Annotated in this window: 15 protein-coding genes; 6 read left to right on the plus strand and 9 right to left on the minus strand. The window is 71.8% G+C overall.

All coding sequences use genetic code 11. From position 1 onward, the window contains the following. Positions 1-12 precede the first annotated feature (12 nt). The 5 genes from K8625_RS15470 to K8625_RS15490 all read right to left on the minus strand — a co-directional run bounded on the left by K8625_RS15470 (position 13) and on the right by K8625_RS15490 (position 6,650). Positions 13-795 carry a DNA methyltransferase gene (locus K8625_RS15470; RefSeq protein ID WP_223783124.1) on the minus strand — a complete coding sequence of 261 codons (783 nt, stop codon included), beginning with the start codon at positions 793-795 and terminating at the stop codon, positions 13-15. Positions 796-850: 55 nt separating this feature from the next. Further along, positions 851-1,756, minus strand: coding sequence for a DUF2381 family protein (locus tag K8625_RS15475; protein ID WP_223783172.1), 906 nt, complete (start codon positions 1,754-1,756; stop codon positions 851-853). A gap of 10 nt (positions 1,757-1,766) precedes the next feature. Beyond that, a complete protein-coding gene (locus tag K8625_RS15480; protein ID WP_223783173.1) occupies positions 1,767-3,761 on the minus strand; it encodes a serine/threonine-protein kinase in 1,995 nt (664 codons plus the stop codon). Positions 3,762-4,386: 625 nt separating this feature from the next. Next, a complete protein-coding gene (locus tag K8625_RS15485) occupies positions 4,387-5,544 on the minus strand; it encodes a TfuA-like protein (RefSeq protein WP_223783125.1) in 1,158 nt (385 codons plus the stop codon). After that, entirely contained in the window at positions 5,541-6,650 is a 1,110-nt protein-coding gene (locus K8625_RS15490; RefSeq protein WP_223783174.1) for a YcaO-like family protein, read from the minus strand. Before K8625_RS15490 ends, K8625_RS15485 begins: the two co-directional genes overlap by 4 nt. Positions 6,651-6,905: 255 nt before the next feature. On the opposite strand from K8625_RS15490, the gene K8625_RS15495 reads away from it, so the two are divergent. Further along, positions 6,906-7,382, plus strand: coding sequence for a peroxiredoxin (locus K8625_RS15495; RefSeq protein ID WP_141333400.1), 477 nt, complete (start codon positions 6,906-6,908; stop codon positions 7,380-7,382). A gap of 1 nt (position 7,383) precedes the next feature. Here the strand turns inward: K8625_RS15495 and K8625_RS15500 are convergent, their stop codons facing one another. Beyond that, positions 7,384-7,962 (minus strand): TIGR02265 family protein, encoded by a 579-nt coding sequence (locus K8625_RS15500; protein WP_223783126.1) that lies wholly within the window; start codon positions 7,960-7,962, stop codon positions 7,384-7,386. Between the two features lie 174 nt (positions 7,963-8,136). Between K8625_RS15500 and K8625_RS15505 the strand changes: the two genes are divergently transcribed. From K8625_RS15505 to K8625_RS15525, 5 genes are all read left to right on the plus strand, one after another. Continuing rightward, entirely contained in the window at positions 8,137-8,772 is a 636-nt protein-coding gene (locus K8625_RS15505; RefSeq protein ID WP_223746550.1) for an RNA polymerase sigma factor, read from the plus strand. After that, positions 8,772-9,302 (plus strand): zf-HC2 domain-containing protein, encoded by a 531-nt coding sequence (locus K8625_RS15510; protein WP_223746549.1) that lies wholly within the window; start codon positions 8,772-8,774, stop codon positions 9,300-9,302. Before K8625_RS15505 ends, K8625_RS15510 begins: the two co-directional genes overlap by 1 nt. Before the next feature lie 5 nt (positions 9,303-9,307). Then, entirely contained in the window at positions 9,308-9,817 is a 510-nt protein-coding gene (locus tag K8625_RS15515) for a hypothetical protein (RefSeq protein WP_255652834.1), read from the plus strand. A gap of 117 nt (positions 9,818-9,934) precedes the next feature. Then, the gene (locus tag K8625_RS15520; protein ID WP_223746548.1) at positions 9,935-10,516 is read left to right on the plus strand and encodes a DUF4136 domain-containing protein; all 582 of its coding nucleotides are present in this window, start codon (positions 9,935-9,937) and stop codon (positions 10,514-10,516) included. Positions 10,517-10,621: 105 nt separating this feature from the next. Continuing rightward, on the plus strand, positions 10,622-11,764 hold the full coding sequence (locus K8625_RS15525; RefSeq protein WP_223783127.1) for a chemotaxis protein: 1,143 nt from the start codon (positions 10,622-10,624) through the stop codon (positions 11,762-11,764). Between the two features lie 149 nt (positions 11,765-11,913). Here K8625_RS15525 and K8625_RS15530 read toward each other — a convergent pair whose 3' ends face one another. The 3 genes from K8625_RS15530 to uvrA form a co-directional block, all read right to left on the minus strand. After that, a complete protein-coding gene (locus tag K8625_RS15530) occupies positions 11,914-12,915 on the minus strand; it encodes a DUF5996 family protein (protein ID WP_223783128.1) in 1,002 nt (333 codons plus the stop codon). A gap of 197 nt (positions 12,916-13,112) precedes the next feature. Further along, positions 13,113-13,709: a glutathione peroxidase gene (locus K8625_RS15535; protein ID WP_223783129.1), complete on the minus strand. Its 597-nt coding sequence runs from the start codon at positions 13,707-13,709 to the stop codon at positions 13,113-13,115. 62 nt (positions 13,710-13,771) lie between these two features. After that, positions 13,772-19,081, minus strand: a complete 5,310-nt coding sequence (uvrA, locus tag K8625_RS15540; RefSeq protein WP_223783130.1) for an excinuclease ABC subunit UvrA — start codon at positions 19,079-19,081, stop codon at positions 13,772-13,774. Positions 19,082-19,209: the final 128 nt, after the last annotated feature.

The raw sequence follows: 19,209 nt of genomic DNA on the forward strand, positions 1-19,209 counted from the left end.
CGAGTCGCGGCGCTACCTGCCGCTCGGGGGCTGAGGGTACGCGGCGACCGTCTCACGCAGGCGGTGGGTGACGCGCTCGGCCCACTCGGGCTCGATTTCGAGGCACGCCGTCTGTCGACCCAGGCGCAGCGCGGCGGCGGGCAGCGAGCCACTGCCAGCGAACGGGTCCAACACGGTGTCACCGGGTCGGCTGTACGTGCGCACCAGCGGCTCGACCACGGAGAACGGCTTGTGGTGGGGATGACTGCCCCAGCGCGCGGCGTCGCCGTCATCGTCATAGCCGCCGACGACGGCCCAGACGGTGGGCAGGTCCCCGGGCGCGAGCACCGGCTCGGGCGTCCGGGCGATGACGAGCGCGACCTCGTAGACGCGCAGGGTCTGCTCGTTCGCGTTCTTGTCCGTGGTGCGCTTGCCCCAGGTGAACTCGCCGCGCAGGTGGGGATAGCCCAGCGCGCGCGCGGCGGTGAGGATGGGCTCCTTGCCGAGCAGGTTCGTCCAGATGACCAGCGGCGCGTCGGGCGTCAGGTGTGCCAGGGCGCGCGTGAGCCAGGCCTCGGAGAACGCCCGGTAGTCGCGCACCGTCTCGAAGCGGACGATGGGGTTCTGGTCGATCTTCTTGTGCGCGCGCGGGTCCCTCAGGTCCCCGCCCTTGCGACGCCGCGTGAGCAGACAGTACGGCGGGTCGGTGAGCAGCAGCGAGGCGCGGCGCTCGCCCAGGGCTTCGCGATAGCCCGAGGGCTCGCGGGAGTCGGCGCGGATGCAGCGCGGGGCATCGGAAGGAGGCGGAGGGGTCATCGTCCGGGGCGGCACCCTACACGGTGGGCCACGAGGCTCAAGACCCCTCGCGCCGTCACTTCACCACCAGTCGATCCACCGTCAACGTCCGGCCCCGTACATCCCAGAGCTTGAGCGTGTAGCGCCCGGGTGTCAGGGCGGCCTCGTCCGCCAGGAGGACGACCACATCCTGCTCCTCCTCCGCGCGCAGCGGCGTTGATTGCCAGGGAGGCTTCAGCTCCAGCACCTGCCCGGAGTCCCGGATGAGCGAGCCGCCACTCGCCACCCAACCCAGGCCCTCCGACTCAGCGGAGATGCCCAGCACCAGGGCGCTCCAATGTGAATGGAGGGCCACATGGCGAATCGCCTTGGCGTACAGGTCAGGCCCCTGTGGGGAGGCGGACTCGAGCACCTGGACGTAGAGCGACCTCGAGGACCGCCCCAGCATCGCGACCAATTCCTCCAACGAGCTCGAGGCGCGCCCCGTGGACTGGAGTCGCTCGAGTTCGGAGCGAGCCTGCGCCAGCCGTGCCCTGAGCTCCTCGACCTCCCGCCGATAGGACTCCGCGGTGCGGACGCGACGGAAGACCTCGACCTGCGGTTCACCGCGCATCGGGTCCACCACCAACCAGACCACCAGCTGCTCCGGAGCCGCCCCATCGAGGAAGCGGACCTCGAGGCGCAGCCGCTCCCCCTGGCGGAACGTGGTCGACGGCACGAGCACCAGGTGGTCATCCGCCAGGCCCACGCGATGGAAACGCTCACGCCCCTCCAGCAGGACCTCTTCGGTCCGGATGCGGGCGTCGAAGAAGAGGGTCGTGGCGCGCCCTGGGGAGATGCGGATGTCGAGGGACGGCGCGGCCACTTCGCCGCCCACCTCGAGCCGACGCACAGGGGGCAGACTCGAGGAAGGGGTGGGCCCAGGGCGCTCCGCACCCGAGCTCAGCAGAACGCCCCAGGTGAGCGCGAGGACCGGGAACACGGCGAGCAAGTCACGGCCTTCCGAAGTAGTCGGTAGAGGTGAGCCCCACGATCGTGCTGATCATCTTCTGCTCAGGTGTGCTGTTGACACTGTCGTAGGTCATGCCCACCTGCACGCGCTCGCCGAGATTGGCCACCGACACCTGGAGACAGACCGCCATGCGCTTGCCATTGGGAGTCTCCGCTTCGGACACCCAGATGTAGTACCTCTTCTGTCCGTGAAAGAGCCTCCCGTGGAACTTCGTCCCGCGCGGGAACGCTTCGACGAGGGCTGGATCCGGCAGGTTGCGGTAGAGGTAGATGGAGATGGGACCTTCGGGAGGAAGCGGAATCACCGACACATACCGCTCGCCGGGGGCCTGCAGTGAGAAGTCCGTCCGCGACAGCTGCGAGCTCGGGGAGTAGCCCAGCGCATTCAGACGCTCGATGGAACCCGCCGGGCACTCCCCCTCGGGCGACGTCAGGCGTGTCTGGGGTGAGCCGCCCGCGCAGGCTCCGGCCAGGCACGCCACCGCCGCCGTCTTCCCCAAGGTGCCGCTCACCGAGCCACGCTTCCGCGAAGGGGGCGACTCAGGAGTTGGCGCGTCCGAGGGAGCGGGAATCGCGGAAGCCCACCGGGTGGGAGCCTCCGCGGGCTCGGCGGACGGTGAAGAGGGACGGGCTGTGTCGGGGGGCGTGAGGGGACGACTCGTCACGACAGGACTTCCTTTCTCTGCAGGAGGTGGGAGGGGGACGACCGCCTGCGTGGAGCTCGAAGCGGGCGACTCGCGACGCGAGACACCCAGGGCCACCGCGCCCAGGACGAACAGCACCAGCACGCCCACCGCGACACCGCGCGTCCAGGAAGGCTCGCGGGACGGCGACGTGGGAGCGGGCGGCGGCGGAGAGGACGGGAGCGCGTCCGCCGGCGCGGCGACGGCCTCCGGTGCGAGGGGATGCGAAGGTGTGTTCTCGGCGTCGGAGTCCTGCTCCGCGTCCGACGCGGAGGGCTCGGGCATGCGCACGAGCTCCGGCACCATGCGCACCCGGGGCGTGTTCGAGTCCACGTCACGCGGGGACTCGGGCTCGGGAGGCAGGTCCAGCGACAGCCTCCAGGCGGGCTGACGCTTCTCCTTGGCGACCTCCCACAGGGCCTGCAGCAGCGCCTCGGTGTTCGGGTAGCGGTCCTCGGGGCGCTTGGCGAGCAGCCGCAGCGCGAGGTCTCCCAGCGCGGGAGGCACCTTGGGGTTGACCAGGTGGGGCGCGCGCGGCGTCACCGTCTCGATGGCGGGCAGCAGCCTGTCGTAGGGCAGCCTGGGGTCGAAGGCGTACCCGTCCGTGAGCGCTTCGTAGAGCAGCGCGCCCAGCGCGTAGAGGTCTCCGGGGATGCCCGCGTCGAAGCGCGCGCCCTGCTCCCAGAGGCCCTCGCGCAGGAAGGCCACGCACTCGGGGGGCAGCAGGTGCGGAGAGGCTGGAGCCACGCCCACCGTCAGCGTCGTCGCGCCCGGCATGCGCACGGTGCCCAGGTCGATGAGGAACGGGCGCTCGTCATCGCGGCGGATGAGGAGGTTGTCGCCCTTCAGGTCGCGGTGGTGCAGGCCTCGGCGGTGGAGGTCGGAGACGGCGCGCACCACCTCGGTGAAGACGGACAGCAGGTGCGCCGCGGAGGGCTTCACGCGCCAGCGCCACTCGTGGAAGGTCTCTCCGTCGATGAAGTCGGTGACGAAGAACAGGTAGCCCTCGGGGGGCTCCGGCCAGCGGTCCACGGCGTGGAGGCGCGGGAGGTTCGGGTGCGGCGCGCAGGCGAGCAGCGCGGCCACCTCGTGCGACAGCCGACCGTTGACGTCCTCCTCCTCGGAGACCTGGGGACCGGCGGGACGCAGCGCCATCTTCATCGTGAAGAAGCGCCCTCCCCGCTCGACCTTGAAGACGCGGCCGAAACCTCCCGCGCCCAGCGACGCCACCACGCGCCACGGGCCCACTTCGCTGCCGGGAACGAGCTGGTCCGGATGGAACGGCGCCGACATCACGGCGGAGAGCCCTCTTGTCGCGAGACCATGCCTTCCCGGCAAAGCACGAGCGCATCCGCGCGGAGGCATGGGACGGCCTCAATGCCAATGCGGGCACGTGAGTCTGGCGCGAGGGGCGCTGTGACCACCCAGGAAACGGGGCCGTACAAGGGTAACCTCCAGGGTTGACCCTAGCCTCGATTCAAGGCCTGTCACGAATTTTCCCCACCCGCCAGGTGGGCAACATCGGGTCCGGGAGACCCAACGTCCCCCGTAGTCTCGTGGAGCGGGAGGCCCCGACCGAGCACGGCGCCCCGGGGGGCCCGTGGCGAGGAGGCGTCCGGCTCGCGACCCACCGCCTCAGGCGCCGGTGAGGGACGGCGCGCGGGCTGGCGGACTCGCCGCTCGAGGCACGCTCGGCGCGTCAGTCGACAGACGCGTTGCCGCACGAGGCACGCATGGCGCCCTCAGGCGATGGGCGCTTCGTCGCGAGAGGCGCCTGGAGGATTCGCCGCTCGAAGCCTGCTCGGCACGTCAGTCGATGGGTTCTTCATCGCTCGCGGCGGTCGAAGGACTCGCGGCTCGGAGCCTGCTCGGCACCTCAGGCGACGTGCTCGTCGCAGCTCGAAGCCTGCTCGGCACGTCAGTCGATGGGCTCTTCATCGCTCGCGGCGATGTCGAGCGCGGCTTCTGCCCAGCGTCCACGCAACCTCGCCTCGGCGGCGAGCGCTTCATCCCAGGACGGGCCATCCGGCAGCAGCCGTGTCGAATGCGCAAGCACGAGTCGCTCCAGCGCCCGCTCTTCACACAGCGCGCGCAGTCCCTCCGGGTCCAGCCCGCTCGCGGACAGGAACGCATCGCGCTTGCGCACGGGGACACGGCGCTCGCGCCACCACGCCTCCTGCTCACGCGCCACCTCGTCCTCGGTGACGGACAACCCCATCGTCCTCGCCCAGCCCGCGAGCAACGCGCGACGCAGGCCCGCTTCGGCCAGCTCGCGCGCGTCGGGCGCCTGGCTCAACACCTCGAGCACGTGCCCCGAAGGAACCCGCGCATCAGGCACGCGGGTCACGTCCTCCACGAGTCGCCGCCGCCGTACCAGCGAGGAGGGAACCCGACGCGCCCCTCGGCTCGACGGCGCCCCCGAAGCCACCCACTCCTGTGCCGTGCGGATGCAGGCCACCGCGTCGGCGCGCTTCAGGTCCTCCACGCCACGGGAGAACCACTGCGCCCACCCGCGTCGCGTGTCCTCGGGCCAGCGCACACGCTCGCTCATCCGAGCCCAGGTGCGCTCCTGGTAGAACATCTCCGCCGCGACCGACACCAGCTCGCGGGCCCGGGGCGCGCTCAGCACACCGGCCTCACGCGCGAGCTCCGCCACGTGCCGGACGTTGACGAGCGGCACCGTGAGGGGACGCCAGCCGTTCTCGGCATCCGCATGCAGCAGCGCCACCTCCGCGTCGTCCGCCACGACCCCATCGCGGTACCAGCCGAAGATGCGCCCCACGCCCACCATGCCGTGCGCAGCCAGCTCCACCGCGCGCAGCGCTCCCATGCTGGAGCCGCCGAAGACCGCCACGCCCGCCTCCAACGCGGCCAGCAGTTCGTGGTGCCACACCGAGGGCTGTGCCTCGAAGACACCGTCCACCAACGCGATGGCCCGGGGCCTCGCCCCCAGCGCTCGCCACACGTCGCCCTGCCGCGCCGGAGGCAGCACCACGCACGGTCCCAGCCGCTTTGCCTCTTCGGCCGGCAGCGACGGGCCCAGGAAGACCACCACGTCCTCGGCTCGCCGCTTCACAGGAGCTCCGAGACGCGCATGCCGGGCACCACCACCCGCCGCACATGAAGGCCCGACACCGGCGCATCCAGCTCCACCGAGGCCACCTGCGTGAATCCCGCCCGCTTCAGCCGCGCCAGCACCCGTCGCACCTGGACCTCCGCGTCCTCTTCCGCCACCGCGCCCAGGTCCGGAAGCTCCGTCACCCGCCGCCGCGCCTTCACCCCCGCGCACGCCTCCGCGAACCCCCGCGCCGCCTCCCGGTCCGTCGAGCCCACGTCCTCCCTGGCCCCATGGATGTCCGTCAGCCGCGACTGCGCCGCCTCGAGCAGCGCCTTCAAGAGCGCCACGTCCCGCTCCAGCGCGCACGCATAGCCCGCCGTGAGCGGCACCGGCCCCTCCTCCAGGTCCACCAACACCGCCGCGCCCACGGGCAGCCCCACCGCCCCCGCGGTCCGCGCGGACGGCGTCGCATCGAAGAGGTACACCCCGAAGCCACGCTCCCGCAGACGCTCCGCCAACGCGGCCGTCCTCGGCGCCGAGCGCGCCAGCTCCGCGCCACGCAGCAGCCGCCCCCGCACCGCCTCCTCCGTCCACCCCTCGGGGAACACCCGCGCCAGCTGGTCCCGCTCCGTGGCCTCCAGCAACGCATGCAGCAGCGCCCGCGCCGGCTCCGGATGCGCGCCCGAGCCATTGCTGGTCCACGCCACCGACACCGGCCCCAGCGACACGCCCCCCGGAGGCGTCACGTGCACCCCCTGCGCGGGCACCCAGACGCTCCGCCCCGAACCCAATTCCGTGGCCTCGCGCCACGCACACCGGACACCCTCACCCCACAACCTCGGCTCCACCAGCGCGCCCGCCGAGCCCAGGGCCTGCGCCCCCCACAACGTCCCCAGCCGTCCCTCCAGCTCCGCGAAGGAGCCCCAGGCGAGCCGCCCCGGCGCCACCGTCTCCGCCGCCCACAGCTCCGCCGTCTCGAACAGCGCGCCCCAGGCCGCCTCGTCCGCCGTGAGCCCCTTGCCGTTGCACACCTGGAGCACATGGCCCCCTGGACGCACCGCGCAGGCCACCTCCACGCCCGTGCGGTCCAACCCGGTGACCCGCGCCACCCGCGTCACGCCCATGGCCCGGGCCAGCCCGGACGAACTCACTCGCTCGCTCGACACGCCCGGGCGGATAGCACTCCTCAACAGTTCTTAACACCCCGGCGACATCAACCATGCGATGCAGGACGCGGCCCTCCCTGGGACTCGGGAAGGACACAGTCGCCCCGTCCTGGGGCGAACGCGGCGGGAGCTGGCGAGCAATCGCCACCCAGACCCGCACCGAAGACGTGGTACCGGTGGACCGTCGCGGCCACCAGAAAGGGAGCTGCCGGAATGCTCGCCATCGGAGACCTCGCGCCTGACTTCGTCGCCATCGACTGTCATGGCGTGCCCCTGAGCCTGTCCGCGCTGCGAGGACGCCGCGTCGTCCTCTTCTTCTTCCCCAAGGCCTTCACGCTCGGCTGCACCATCGAGAACCGGGCGTTCCGCGACAACCACCTGCACTTGCAGGAGCTGGGCGCCGAGCTGGTCGGCGTCTCCGTGGACACCCAGGCCACCCAGTGCGCGTTCGCCGAGAAGGAGGACATCCACTTCTCGCTGCTCGGAGACCCGGACCGCGTCATCAGCCGCGCCTACGACGTCCTCTGGCCCGTGCTCCGCGTCGACCGCCGCGTCACCTTCATCATCGGCCCGGAAGGCCGCATCGAGGACATCATCCGTCACGAGGTGCGCGTGTACCGCCATCTGGACGACGTGCTCGCCTACCTCGAGTCCCACCCCATGACGGCCGCGTACGACTCGGCCGCCTGAGTCACTCCCAGGCGCAGTGGTACTCGCAGTGGGCCGCGCCCCGCGCCCGGCACATCGGATGCGTGACGCGCGGCGACAGCCCGCCCGACAGCTCGATGGCCCGCTCGTGCCAGCCGATGATGGTGAGACAGTCCGCCTCCGTGACGTTCTCCGCGCTGAAGGTGCGCAGGATGGCGGAGCGAGGCCCCGTGGACTCGTACGTGCGCGAGCCCACCGCGTAATAGAAGCGGTAGATGCGCGGCGCCTGGCTCAACAGGAAGTGCGGCTCTCCGCGCCGGATGAACGCGCTCTGCTCCCCGTGCAGCGCCTCGTCCGCGGACGAGCGGCCCATGTCGATGAAGGCCCGTCCCTCGTCCTCCGGCGACAGCACCTCCGCGATGGCCGAGTCCAACCGCAGGTTCAGCTCCAGCGGATACCAGGCCACCGGGAGGATGGCCTGGCGCAACACGGCCTGGTCCACCGGGGGCAGCCGCCCCAGGACCTCGTCCACCCGAACCTGCCCGCCCACCCGGCGCAGCATGTTCAGGCGCGCGATGAGTACGCCCCCCTTGATGCGAGAGCCCGAGCCTTCCAGAACCATGAGAAGTCCGTGGGTTGCACCAACCTCACGCATTGTGACAGCCGGGTGGCGGAGGCGGCAACCATCCCCTGCCCGGCCGTCCCTCAACACGCTGTTATTTCTAGGGAAACATGATTTCAGATTCACCGCGGCCGTGAAAAATAACCTGGGGGGGTGCTGGGGGTTGAGGCAGTCGTGAGCATCAGGGAGACAGGCGGCCAGGTGGTGGCGATGCCGTCTCGCCGGCTGGCCCTGGAGGGGGCACCGGACGAGGTGCTGTGCCGCGCCTTCCTGGACGGGGAGACGGCGGCGTTCGAGGTGCTGGTGCTGCGGCACCGGGCGCTCATCTTCTCGCTGGTGCGCCGCTACACGACGCGGCCCGAGGACGCCGCGGACCTGACGCAGGGCGCGTTCCTGCGCGCGCTGGAGGCCTCGCGGCGGGTGTTCTCGCGCTTCACGCCGACGGGGCCAGCGCCGTTCCGGGCGTGGCTGGTGCGAATCGCGCTCAACCTGGCGAAGAACCACGCGCGCCAGGGGCAGCGGTGGCGGCCGGTGCTGGTGGAGGCCCCCCGCGAGGACGTGGCCGAGGCGCCCGGGGAATCCGCGCAGGACGGGTTGGAGCGGGCCGAGCGGGCGCGGAAGGTTCGCGAGGAGGTCCTCACCCTGCCCCGTCGTCAGCGCGAGGTGCTGACGCTGCGCGTGGACGCGGGCCTGGCCTTCAAGGATATCGCGCAGACGCTCGGCATCACCGAGAACAATGCGAAGGTTCAGTTCCACCATGCGGTGAAGCGCCTGAAGGCGCGGGTGGGTGAGCCGGAGGAGAAGCACTGATGGCCGCATGCCCGGACATGGAAGCCCGACTGGACCTGCACGCCGCGGGGGCCCTGGAGCCCGAGGAGTCGGTGCCGCTGTTGCGGCACGTGGAGGCGTGCGCGGGGTGCCGCGCGGCGCTCGCGCAGTCGATGGAGGTGCTGTCGCTGGTGGCGCTGCCCGCGCCGACGGCCGCGGAGAAGGCCGCGCAGGACACCGTCCCCCAGCGCGCGCTGGAGACGTGGAGGCGCGAGCGCATGAGCCAGACGCTGCGACGGCGCACGGTGGGCTCGCTGCTGGCCGCGGCGGCGGTGGTCGCGGCGATGGTGCTGATGCCGGGCCTGCCGCGTCCGTGGACGACGCAGGGGGCCTCCCCCACCGAGTCCGCCGATGTCCGCGCCGAGGAGCGCGCGGTGGAGGCGCAGACGCTCGCGGACTTCGAGGCCTGGGCGGGGCTGGAGCCGCTGGAGGGCGGGGCGACGTGGGAAGACGAGGAGTCCTTCGAGGACCTCGAGAGCTGGGACGACGACCTGCTGGGAGAGACGTTGTGAAGACGATGACGCGCACGTCGTGGGTGATGCTGTCCGTGGTGCTCGTGCCCTGGCTGGCGCTGGCGAAGCCCGGTGACAAGGGCGAGGAGCGCTCCGCGCGCGTGACCGAGCGGATGGAGCGCCTGGAGAAGCGGCTGCGGCTGCGGCAGGTGCTGGCGCTGTCGGAGGCGCTGGAGCTGGACAACCAGCAGGCGCTGAAGATGGAGCAGACGCTGCGCCAGTTCGACGAGAAGCGCAGGCCCCTGCGCGAGCAGGTGCGGGAGGCCGCGCGCACGCTGCACCAGGCGGCCCGGGGTGACAGCGCGGCGCTGGCGCAGGTGGACGCGGCCGCGCAGCGCGCCTTCGAGGCCCGTGAGCGCATCACCGTGCTGGACCGGGAGATGTACCAGGCGCTGGCAAAGGAGCTGCCCGCGGACAAGCGGGCGAAGCTGGCGCTCACCCTGGCCAGGGACGGTGGCCGGATGAAGCGGCCCTGGAGGGGCGAGGGGCCGGGCGACGCGGGCGCGGACGACTGAGCGCGGGTGCGCCCCGGGTCCGGGACAAACAGGCATCCAACCCGGAGTGCGGCGCGGGGGCATGACTACCGTCAGGGAGCCGACGGCGCGTGTCGCGCCGTCACCGAGGAGGCTTCCATGCGTCCGCTGATTCGACTCGCGCCCCTGTTGATGGCGTGTGCCCTCACGGCCTGCGCCGGCATCGACGTGAGCACGAACTACGACCCGAGCGCCGTCCAGCAGCTCGACGGCTACAAGACCTACGCGTGGCTGCCGCAGCCCCAGGGCAGCGACAAGCGCGTGTACAACCCCATCGTCGGCGGCGAGGTGGAGCGGGCGGCGGACGCCTATCTCCAGTCGCACGGCTACCAGAAGGTGGAGGCCAATCCGGACTTCCTCCTCGGCTGGCACGGGGCCATCGACAACAAGCTGGAGGCGGACACCGTCAACGCGTACTACGGCTATCCGTACGACCCGATGTGGGATCCGTTCTATGGGGGCGGCCCGGTGGCCATGTCGGCGCCGGAGACGGTGGTGCGCGAGTACGAGCAGGGGACGCTGATCATCGACGTGGTCGACGCCCAGTCGAAGAAGCTGGTGTGGCGCGGCCAGGCCCAGTCGGAGATCGACGACAGCGCCAAGGCGGAGAAGCAGCAGTCGCGCATCAACAAGTCGGTGGAGGAGATCCTCGAGCGCTTCCCACCCCGGGGTGGGAAGTAGCCAGGTGCGCGTGTCCGGCGCCGGGGCGTCGGACGCCGGACACGCCCGCTGTCCTGGAGGTCCGGTCGTGACGTGGCGGGGACGTGAGCAGCTTGAGCCGGCTCCATGTCCCCTCCGCGCCGACTCGTTGGATGCGTCCTGCTGCTCCTCTGGGTGAGCGGCTGCTCCGTCGCGGCGCCCCGCTCGGAGCTGGTGCGGCGGGTGGGACGTTCGGACCTGTCCGTCGAGGCGCTGCGCGTCCGCGTGCGGGACATGGCCCGGCGCTTCTCGGGGTTGTTGGAGGCCTCCGCGGATGAAATCGCGGCGGAGTCCGGCTCCGAGGAGGTGCGCGCGGCGATGACGCGGTTCAAGATCAACGCGGTGCCCGCGATGCAGGCGGCCCTGCTCCAGCCGGACCCCGTGGCGGCGCTGGTGGATGCGTGGGCGCTGCTCGCGCAGCTCGAGCTCGCCCTGCCCCCGCGGGCGACGGGCGCGGGCGCGTCACCGGAGCTCGTGGCCCGGGCGGAGCGGATGTTGCGCCAGCAGGAGGCGGAGGTGGAGGCGCTCTGGAAGGACGTCTGCGGACGTCAGGACGTGGAGGGCGCGCGGGCGCGGGTCCATGAGTGGGCCGCGGAGCACCCGCTGGTGGGCCCGCTCGTCACGCGGGTGTCCACGGTGTCGTTGCTCGCGGAGGTGACGTCGATGTCCGGCATGGGGGCCCTGGGAACGGCCGGAGTGCTGGTGGAGGATGTCCGGGACCTGACGGCGCGCGTGGACCTGTATGCGGCGTCACTGCCGCGACAGGCGCGCTGGCAGGCGGAGTCGATGGCGCAGGATGCGTTGAAGGCGGTGCCCACGCGCGAGGTGCTGGCGGACCTGGGGCGCGCCGTGGACACGCTGGAGCAGTTCGGAGCGCTGGCGGCGGGGACGTCCGCGCTGGTGGCGCGGGAGCGGAGCGCGATGCTGTCCGCGCTCACCTCGGAGCGCGAGGCGCTGCAGCGCTTCGTCGAGCAGGAGCGACGGGCCTTGATGGTGGAGGTGGCGGGCGAGCGACAGGCCGTGCTCTCCGCGCTCCACACGGAGCGGGTGGAGACCCTTCAGCAGGGCGAGCACATCGGGCTCGGGATGGTGGACCTGACCTTCCAGCGCGCGACGCTGCTGGTCGACCGGGTGTTCCTGTGGCTGCTCGGGATGACGCTCGTGGGCGTGCTGGGGGGGCTGGGCCTCGCGGTGCTGCTGCTGCGCGCGTGGAGGCGCAAGGCGGGTTGAGTCGCGCGACCTCCCGCCGGGCGCGGAAGCCACGCCCCCGTCCGCTCTCGCCCCCCATCCGCCGCTTGCGGCCACCTGCTGAGCGCGGAGCCACGCGGCCTCGTTCGAACAAACCCTCACGAGGCCACGCGGACCGCCACCAGCTCCACTCAGGGACTCGCGTCGGCGGGAGGCTGCTCGGGCAGGGTGACGCTCCTCCACGCGCCCTTCACGCTCTCGGGGATGATGAGGGGCCGCTCGCAACGGGCGCGGTCCCACTTCCCCAGGTCCGCGCACGCGTCGTACGTGGACTGGAAGAAGTCGAGCAGGAAGGCCCTCGGGTCCTTCGCGCGCCGCACGGCCTCGTACGGCAGCAGGAACTCCTTCAGGTTCGCGTCGTACCCCGCCCCCGAGGGCTTCACGCTCGCTTCAGCGAACCCCTTCGGCTCGGGCGCCGCGTAGCAATAGAACGCCGCGCCACCGAGCGCCTCGGTGCCGGGCCAGAAGCCCACGCTGCACACCTCCTCGCAATACGCCTCCGCCGTCACCGCGTCCGCGCCCGGCCGCGCCGGAGCGGGCCGCCCGCCGAAGCGCGTCACCGCCAGGTCGAAGCTCCCCCAGAAGAACTGCACCGGGCTGCACTTGCCCGTGAAGCCCGCGCGGAACGCCTTCATCGCGATGTGGGCCTGCAACAACGCCCGCCACCAGTTGCGCACGTGCCCGGGCACATACGTCGCGTGGTGCGTGTCCTGGCTGAAGGGCGTCGTGTCATCGGGAATCTCCACCGGCTGCTCCCAGATGCGCACCTCCACGCCCAGCTCGCGCAGCGTCGACATCACGTCCCGATAGAACTCCGCCACCGAGCGCGCCGTCAGCTCCATGACGCGCACGTCTCCACGGCTCGTCAGGAAGCGCAGCTCGCTGGCCAGGAAGTCGAAGTCCACCTCGAAGCTCCCATTCCCATAGGGAATCAGCCCCGTGGTGAGCCCGCGAGACGTCACGCGGAACGACACGTTCCACCAGTGGTTCTCCGGCGGCGTCAGCGCCAACCGCACCTTGCCGAGCACCTGGGTGTAACGGTGCAGCGTGGCATAGGTGTCCTTCCACTCCGCGAAGGGCAGCGCGGGCCACGCCTCCTCCCGCGTCCCGAATCCGGATGTCGACAGGGCCATGCGGCTCCCTCCTCAAGGGCCACGTCCACCTGGGACGGTGACCCCAGGGGCACGCCCGCGCCACACGAGCCCCCAGGCCCGCATGCCGTGAGGGCGGAGGAAGGAGCGCCGGCCCACGAGGACACCCAGTCCCTCACGAACGACGCATCACCCGCCCGGGCGGCTGTCCCCACCCGGGCCGGCGAACAAGGCCCCGCTCAGGGCTGGGCGAGCGCGGCGTCGACGGCCTTGCGCAGCTCGTCGCTCTCCGGCGTCACCTTGCTCGGGAAGCCCGCGCGCACCTGGCCGTCCTTACCCACCACGTACTTGTGGAAGTTCCACTTCGGCGCGTCGTGGTCCTTCGACAGGAAGGCGTAGACAGGCGACTGGCCCTCGCCCTTCGTCTTCACCTTCTCGAACATGGGGAACGTCACCTTGAAGCGCAGCTCACAGAACTTCGCGATCTGCTCCGAGCTGCCCGGCTCCTGTCCACCGAAGTCGTTGGACGGGAAGCCCAGCACCACGACGCCCTTGTCCTTGTAGTCCTGGTAGAGCTTCTCCAGGCCCGCGTACTGCGGCGTGTAACCACACTCGGACGCGGTGTTCACGATGACCAGGACCTTGCCCTGGTAGTCGGAGAGGTTCGCGGGCTTGCCATCGAGGCGGTTGGCGGACAACGCGTGTAGGGACATGGGCTTCTTCTCGCTGGAGGGCTGGGACTTCGCGGGAGTGGACGGCTTCGTCGCCACATCACCGGCCAGGGCCGGGGTGACGGCGAGCGCCGAGGCGACGCACAGGACATGAAGGGTTCGCATGCGGCCGGAAGGATGCCGAAGCCCCGGCCCCGTTTCACGCCCTTCTGTCCTGTCCGTGACAATCACCGCCGCCCCCCCGACGCGCCACGTCGCGATGACGGGGCCTCCTCGCCCGTGAAGAGCGAGCGCAGCACCCGGCCCGTCGCCGTCTTCAGCTTCGCCACCTCGCGAGGCGTGCCCGCCGCGACGATGTGGCCACCCTCCTCGCCGCCCTCGGGCCCCAGCTCCACCAGGTGGTCCGCCGCGCCGATGACCGACGGGTGGTGCTCGATGACCACCAGCGTGTCGCCGCGGTCCACCAGCCGGCCCATGAAGGTGATGAGCTTCTCCACGTCGCCCACGTGCAGGCCCGTGGTGGGCTCGTCCAGCACGTAGAGCGTGGGCTCGTGCCGCGAGGACGCCGTCAGCTCGGCCGCCAGCTTCAACCGCTGCGCCTCACCGCCGGACAGCGTGTTGGAGCCCTGGCCCAGTTGGAGGTAGCCCACGCCCAGGTCCGCGAGGCACTGCAGCGGCGCCGCCACCTTGGGCAGGTTCTGGAAGACGTCCTTCGCCTCGTCCGCGGACAGCCGCAGCACGTCGCCGATGGACAGCCCGTGGTAGCGCACCTCCAGCGTCGCCGCGTCGAAGCGCGCGCCCCCACAGGCCTCGCACGGCGTCACCACGTCCGGGAGGAAGGACATCTCGTGGGAGATGGAGCCCTGGCCCTCGCACGCGGTGCACCGTCCACCGCTCGCCGTGTTGAAGGAGAAGCGCGCGGCGGAGAAGCCGCGAATCTTCGCCTCGGGGGTCGCCGCGAAGGCCCGACGCAGCTCGTCCCAGATGCCCAGGAACGTCGCGGGCACCGAGCGCGGCGTGCGGCCGATGGGAGACTGGTCCACCGACATCACCCGCTTCACCGCCTCCACGCCCTTGAGCGAGTCGAACGGTCCGGGCCGCGAGGACACCAGCTCCAGCGCCTCTCGCAGCGCCGGGTACAGCACCTGCCGAATCAGCGTGCTCTTGCCCGAGCCGGACACGCCGCTGACGACGTTGAGCCGGCCCACCGGCAGCCGCAGGTCCACGCGCTTCAGGTTGTTGGCCCGCGCGCCCTTCAGCTCCAGCCACTGCTTCGGCTCCCCGCGTCCTGAGGGAGGCCGCACCTGGGACGCCCGCAGCGCGAGCGCCGTGGGGGACTCGCCCTGGAGCACCACGTCCGGAGGTCCCTCCGCGAGGATGCGCCCACCGCCGCGTCCGCCCGTCGGGCCCAAATCCAGCAGGTGGTCCGCCGCGCGGATGGTGTCCGAGTCATGCTCCACCACCAGCACCGTGGAGCCGGTGTTCACCAGCGCGCGCAGGTTGTCGAGCAGCCGGTGCGTGTCGCGCGGGTGCAGGCCGATGGTCGGCTCGTCGAGCACGTACATCGCGCCGGTGAGCCCCGCGCCCAGCTGCGCCGACAGCCGCAGGCGCTGCATCTCCCCACCCGACAGCGTGGCCGCGTTGCGGTCCAGGGACAGGTAGCCCAGGCCCACCCGCTCCAGGAACTCCATGCGCCGCAGCAACTCCTGCCGCGAGGGCTCGCCGAGCAGCGCCCGATCTCCCTTGAACTTCCAGCCCCGCACCCGCGCCAGCGAGGCCGCCACGGACTGCTGCACCACCTCGTGGTAGCGCGCTCCTTCCAGGCGCACGCCCCGAGGCACCGGCGCCAGTCGACTGCCGCCGCACTCACGGCACGGCGCCGTCTCGCCCTCGGCCTGCGCTTCGGGGCCACCCTTCACACCCGTGCCCTCGCACGACTCGCAGCGGCCCTGCTTGGTGTTGAACGAGAACCAGCGCGGGTCCAGCTCCGGCACCGCCGTGCCGCACTTGGGGCACGTGCGCTCGGTGGACAGGAGCGTCTCGCCCTTCGACGTGCGAACCTTGAGCGCGCCCTGCCCCCAGCCCAGCGCCTTGTCGAACACGTCCCGGGGCAGCTTCGACAGCTTGCCCTCGTGCATCACCAGGTCGATGTCGTGCTCGCGCGTCTTCGCCAGGCGCGGCGGGTCGTCCGTGGAGGACAGCTGCCCGTCGACGATGGCCGTGGTGATGCCCGCGCGCGCCGCGGCGGCAAAGACATCCAGGTACGTGCCCTTGCGCGAGCGCACCGCCGGCGCCAGCACCGTCCCATCCCCCTTCATCTGCGAGAGCTGCGCGAACAACACCTCCGGCGACGTGGAGGTGATGGGCGTGTCGTCGTTGGGGCAGTGCGGCTCGCCCAGCTTGGCGAACAAGAGCCGCAGGTAGTGGGCCACCTCGGTGACGGTGGCCACCGTGCTGGTGCCGCCCGCGCGCGAGGTGCGCTGCTCCAGCGCCACGCTCGGCGGAATGGAGCTGACGCGCTCCACGTCCGGCCGGGGCATGGTGGGCAGGAACTGGCGCGCGTACGGGCTGAGCGTCTCCAGGAAGCGCCGCTGCCCTTCCGCGAACACCACGTCGAACGCGAGCGAGCTCTTGCCCGAGCCGCTCGGCCCCGTGACGACGGTCATCTTCCCCAGGGGAATCTTGCAGGACACGTCCTGGAGGTTGTGCTCGCGCGCGTGCTCCACCTCGATGGCGGGCGCCGCGTCCTTGCCCGGCCGCCGCGCCTTCACCACGCGGCCCAGGGGCTTGCGCTCGCCCCGGAGCGCCACCGCCGTCGCGCCCTCGCCGCGCGCCACCGACTCCGGCGTGCCCTCGGCCACCAGCCGCCCGCCGTCCTTGCCGCCCACCGGCCCCAGGTCGATGACCCAGTCCGACGCCTTCATCACCGCGACGTCATGGTCCACCACGATGACGCTCGCGCCCTTGTCCACCAGCGCGTGCAGCGCGTCGATGACGTGACGCACGTCCTCCGCGTGCAGGCCCGCACTCGGCTCGTCGATGAGGAACAGCGCGCCCTTCGCCTCGCTGGCCAGCGCCCGCGCCAGCTTCAACCGCTGCGCCTCGCCGCCCGACAGCGTGGACAGAGGCTGTCCCAACGGCAGGTAGCCCAGGCCCAACCGCGCCACCGGCCCCAGCGCGCGCTGCAGGGCCGCGTCGCTCCCGAAGTGCTGGAGCACCTCCGCCACCGTCATCTCCAGCACCTGCGCCACGCTGAAGCCCTGGTGTCGGACGGCGAGCACCTCCTCCTTGAAGCGCCGGCCCCGGCACACCGCGCACAACAGGGCCACGTCCGCGAGGAACTGCATCTCCACCGTCTCGTAGCCCTCGCCCGAGCACGCCTCGCAGCGCCCCTTGTCCACGTTGAAGGAGAAGTGCGCCGGCGTCAGGCCGCGCACCTCGGCGTCCGGCTCCGCGGCGAAGCGCTCGCGCAGCCGGTCCCACGCCTTGGTGTACGTGGCCGCGTTGCCACGCGAGGTGCGCCCCAGCGGAGACTGGTCCACGAAGGTGATGGCCTTCACCGCGTCGGCCCCCTCCAGCGCGTCCACCGCGCCCGGGGCCTCCACGTCCTTCACGCCCAGCCGCCGCGCCAGGTGCCGGTAGAGCACCTCGTCCACCAACGTGCTCTTGCCCGAGCCGCTCGGCCCCGTCACCGCGCACAGCACGCCCAGCGGCACCTTCACCGACAGCGCCTTGAGGTTGTGCTCGCGCGCGCCCTTCACCACCAGCTCACCGGTCCGCTCGCGCAGCGCCCGCTTCGTCTCGGCTCCACCCGCGAGCAGCCGGCCCGTGGGCAGGTCCTTGCGCTTCGCCAGCGCCTCGGGAGGACCGTCGAAGCACAGCTCGCCGCCCTCGCGGCCCGCGCCCGGCCCCAGCTCCAGCACGCGGTGCGCGGAGCGGATGACCAGCGGGTCATGCTCGATGACGAGCGCAATGTTGCCGCGCTCCGCCAGCTCCGCGATGGCCTCCGTCAGCGGCGGCACGTCGCCCGGGTGCAGCCCCACGGTGGGCTCATCCAGCACGAAGAGCGAGCCGGTGAGCGAGGTGCCCAGCGCGGCCGTCAGCGACACGCGCTGCGCCTCGCCACCGGACAGCGTGCGCGCCTGCCGGTCCAGCGTCAGGTAGCCCAGCCCCACGCGCTGCAGGTAGCGCAGGCGTCCGGCCAGCTCGCGCCGCGCCAGCTCCCCCTGCCCCGTCGTCGTGCCCAGCGCGTCCAGCCGCGCCAGCGCCTGCGTCAGCTCCAGCCCGTGCCACCCCGGCAGGTCCAACCCGCCCACGCGGTAGGCCCGCGCCTGCTCGTTGAGCCGCGCGCCGCCGCAGTCCTTGCACAGCGAATACGCCCGGTAGCGCGCCAGCAGCACGCGCACGTGCATCTTGTACGTGCGCCCCTCCATCCACCGGAACCACGCGCGCACGCCCGGATACGCGCGGCCGTCGTCGTAGTCCCCCGCGCCCTCCAGCACCGACTCGCGCTGCGCCGGCGTCAGCGAGGACCAGGGCGCATCCAGGGGAATCTTCTTTTCGCGGCACCAGCGCTGGAGCATGCCGCGCTCCCACTCCGTCGACGCGCCGGACCACGGACGGATAGCGCCCTGCGACAGGCTCAGCGCCGGGTTGGGAATCACCTTGTCCCAGTCGATGCCGATGGTGCGGCCAAAGCCCCGGCACGCCGCGCACGCGCCCACGGGCGACTGGTAGCTGAACAGGCCCGGCCGCGCCGCCTCGAACTCGCGCGCGCACTTCGGACACACCAGGCCCCGGCGCACCCGCTTCGCTTCCGCGCCGGGCAACAGCACCACCGCCTCGCCCTCGGCGCGGTTCCACGCGTCCTCCAGCGCCTGCGTCACCCGCCCCACCTGCGACGACGACAGCTTCACCCGGTCCACCAGCACGCGGGCGATGCCCGCCGGATCCGTGGCCTCCGAGGGCTTGAGCGACTCCAGCTCCCGCACCTCGCCCTGCACCACCAGCCGGTGGTAGCCGTCCTTCAACAGGCGCGCGCGCACGTCCAGGAACGACGCCGTGTCGGGGATGCGCAGCGGGAAGGCGATGAGCGCCGCGGCGTCCGGGGACTCGGCCACCAGCGCGCGGGCCGCCACGCCCGCGTCGGTGCGCACCGCCTCCACCCCGCATGCGGGACACACGGGCATCGCCTCGCGCGTGAAGAGCGCGGACAGGTACGGCTCCACGTCCGCCAGCGTCGCCACCGTGGAGCGCGAGCTCTTCACCGGCGCCCGACGGTCCACCGCCACGCCCGCCGCCACCGGCTCCAGCGCCTCCATGGGCGGCCGCTCCAGCCGCTCGAGGAACTGCCGGGCATACGGGCTGAAGCTCTCCACGAAGCGCCGTTGTCCCTCGGCGTACAGCGTGTCGAGCGCCAGGCTCGACTTGCCCGCGCCCGAGACTCCGGTGATGCAGACCAGCTCCCCCTCCGCCAGGTCGACGGAGAGGTCCTTGAGGTTGTGGGTGCGCGCGCCTACGAGGTGGGTCTTGTGCATTTCGGGTCGGAGGTTTAACGACCCGACACTCCAACGCCACAGACAAGTGAAGCTGTTTACCGATGCGAGCCCTCCCCGGTTGGGTGGAGGCCGAGCGGCTTGATACAACGGGGGTACAATCGAGCGCG

It is taken from the genome of Myxococcus sp. AS-1-15 (assembly GCF_020037055.1).
Classification (GTDB): Bacteria; Myxococcota; Myxococcia; order Myxococcales; family Myxococcaceae; genus Myxococcus; species Myxococcus fulvus.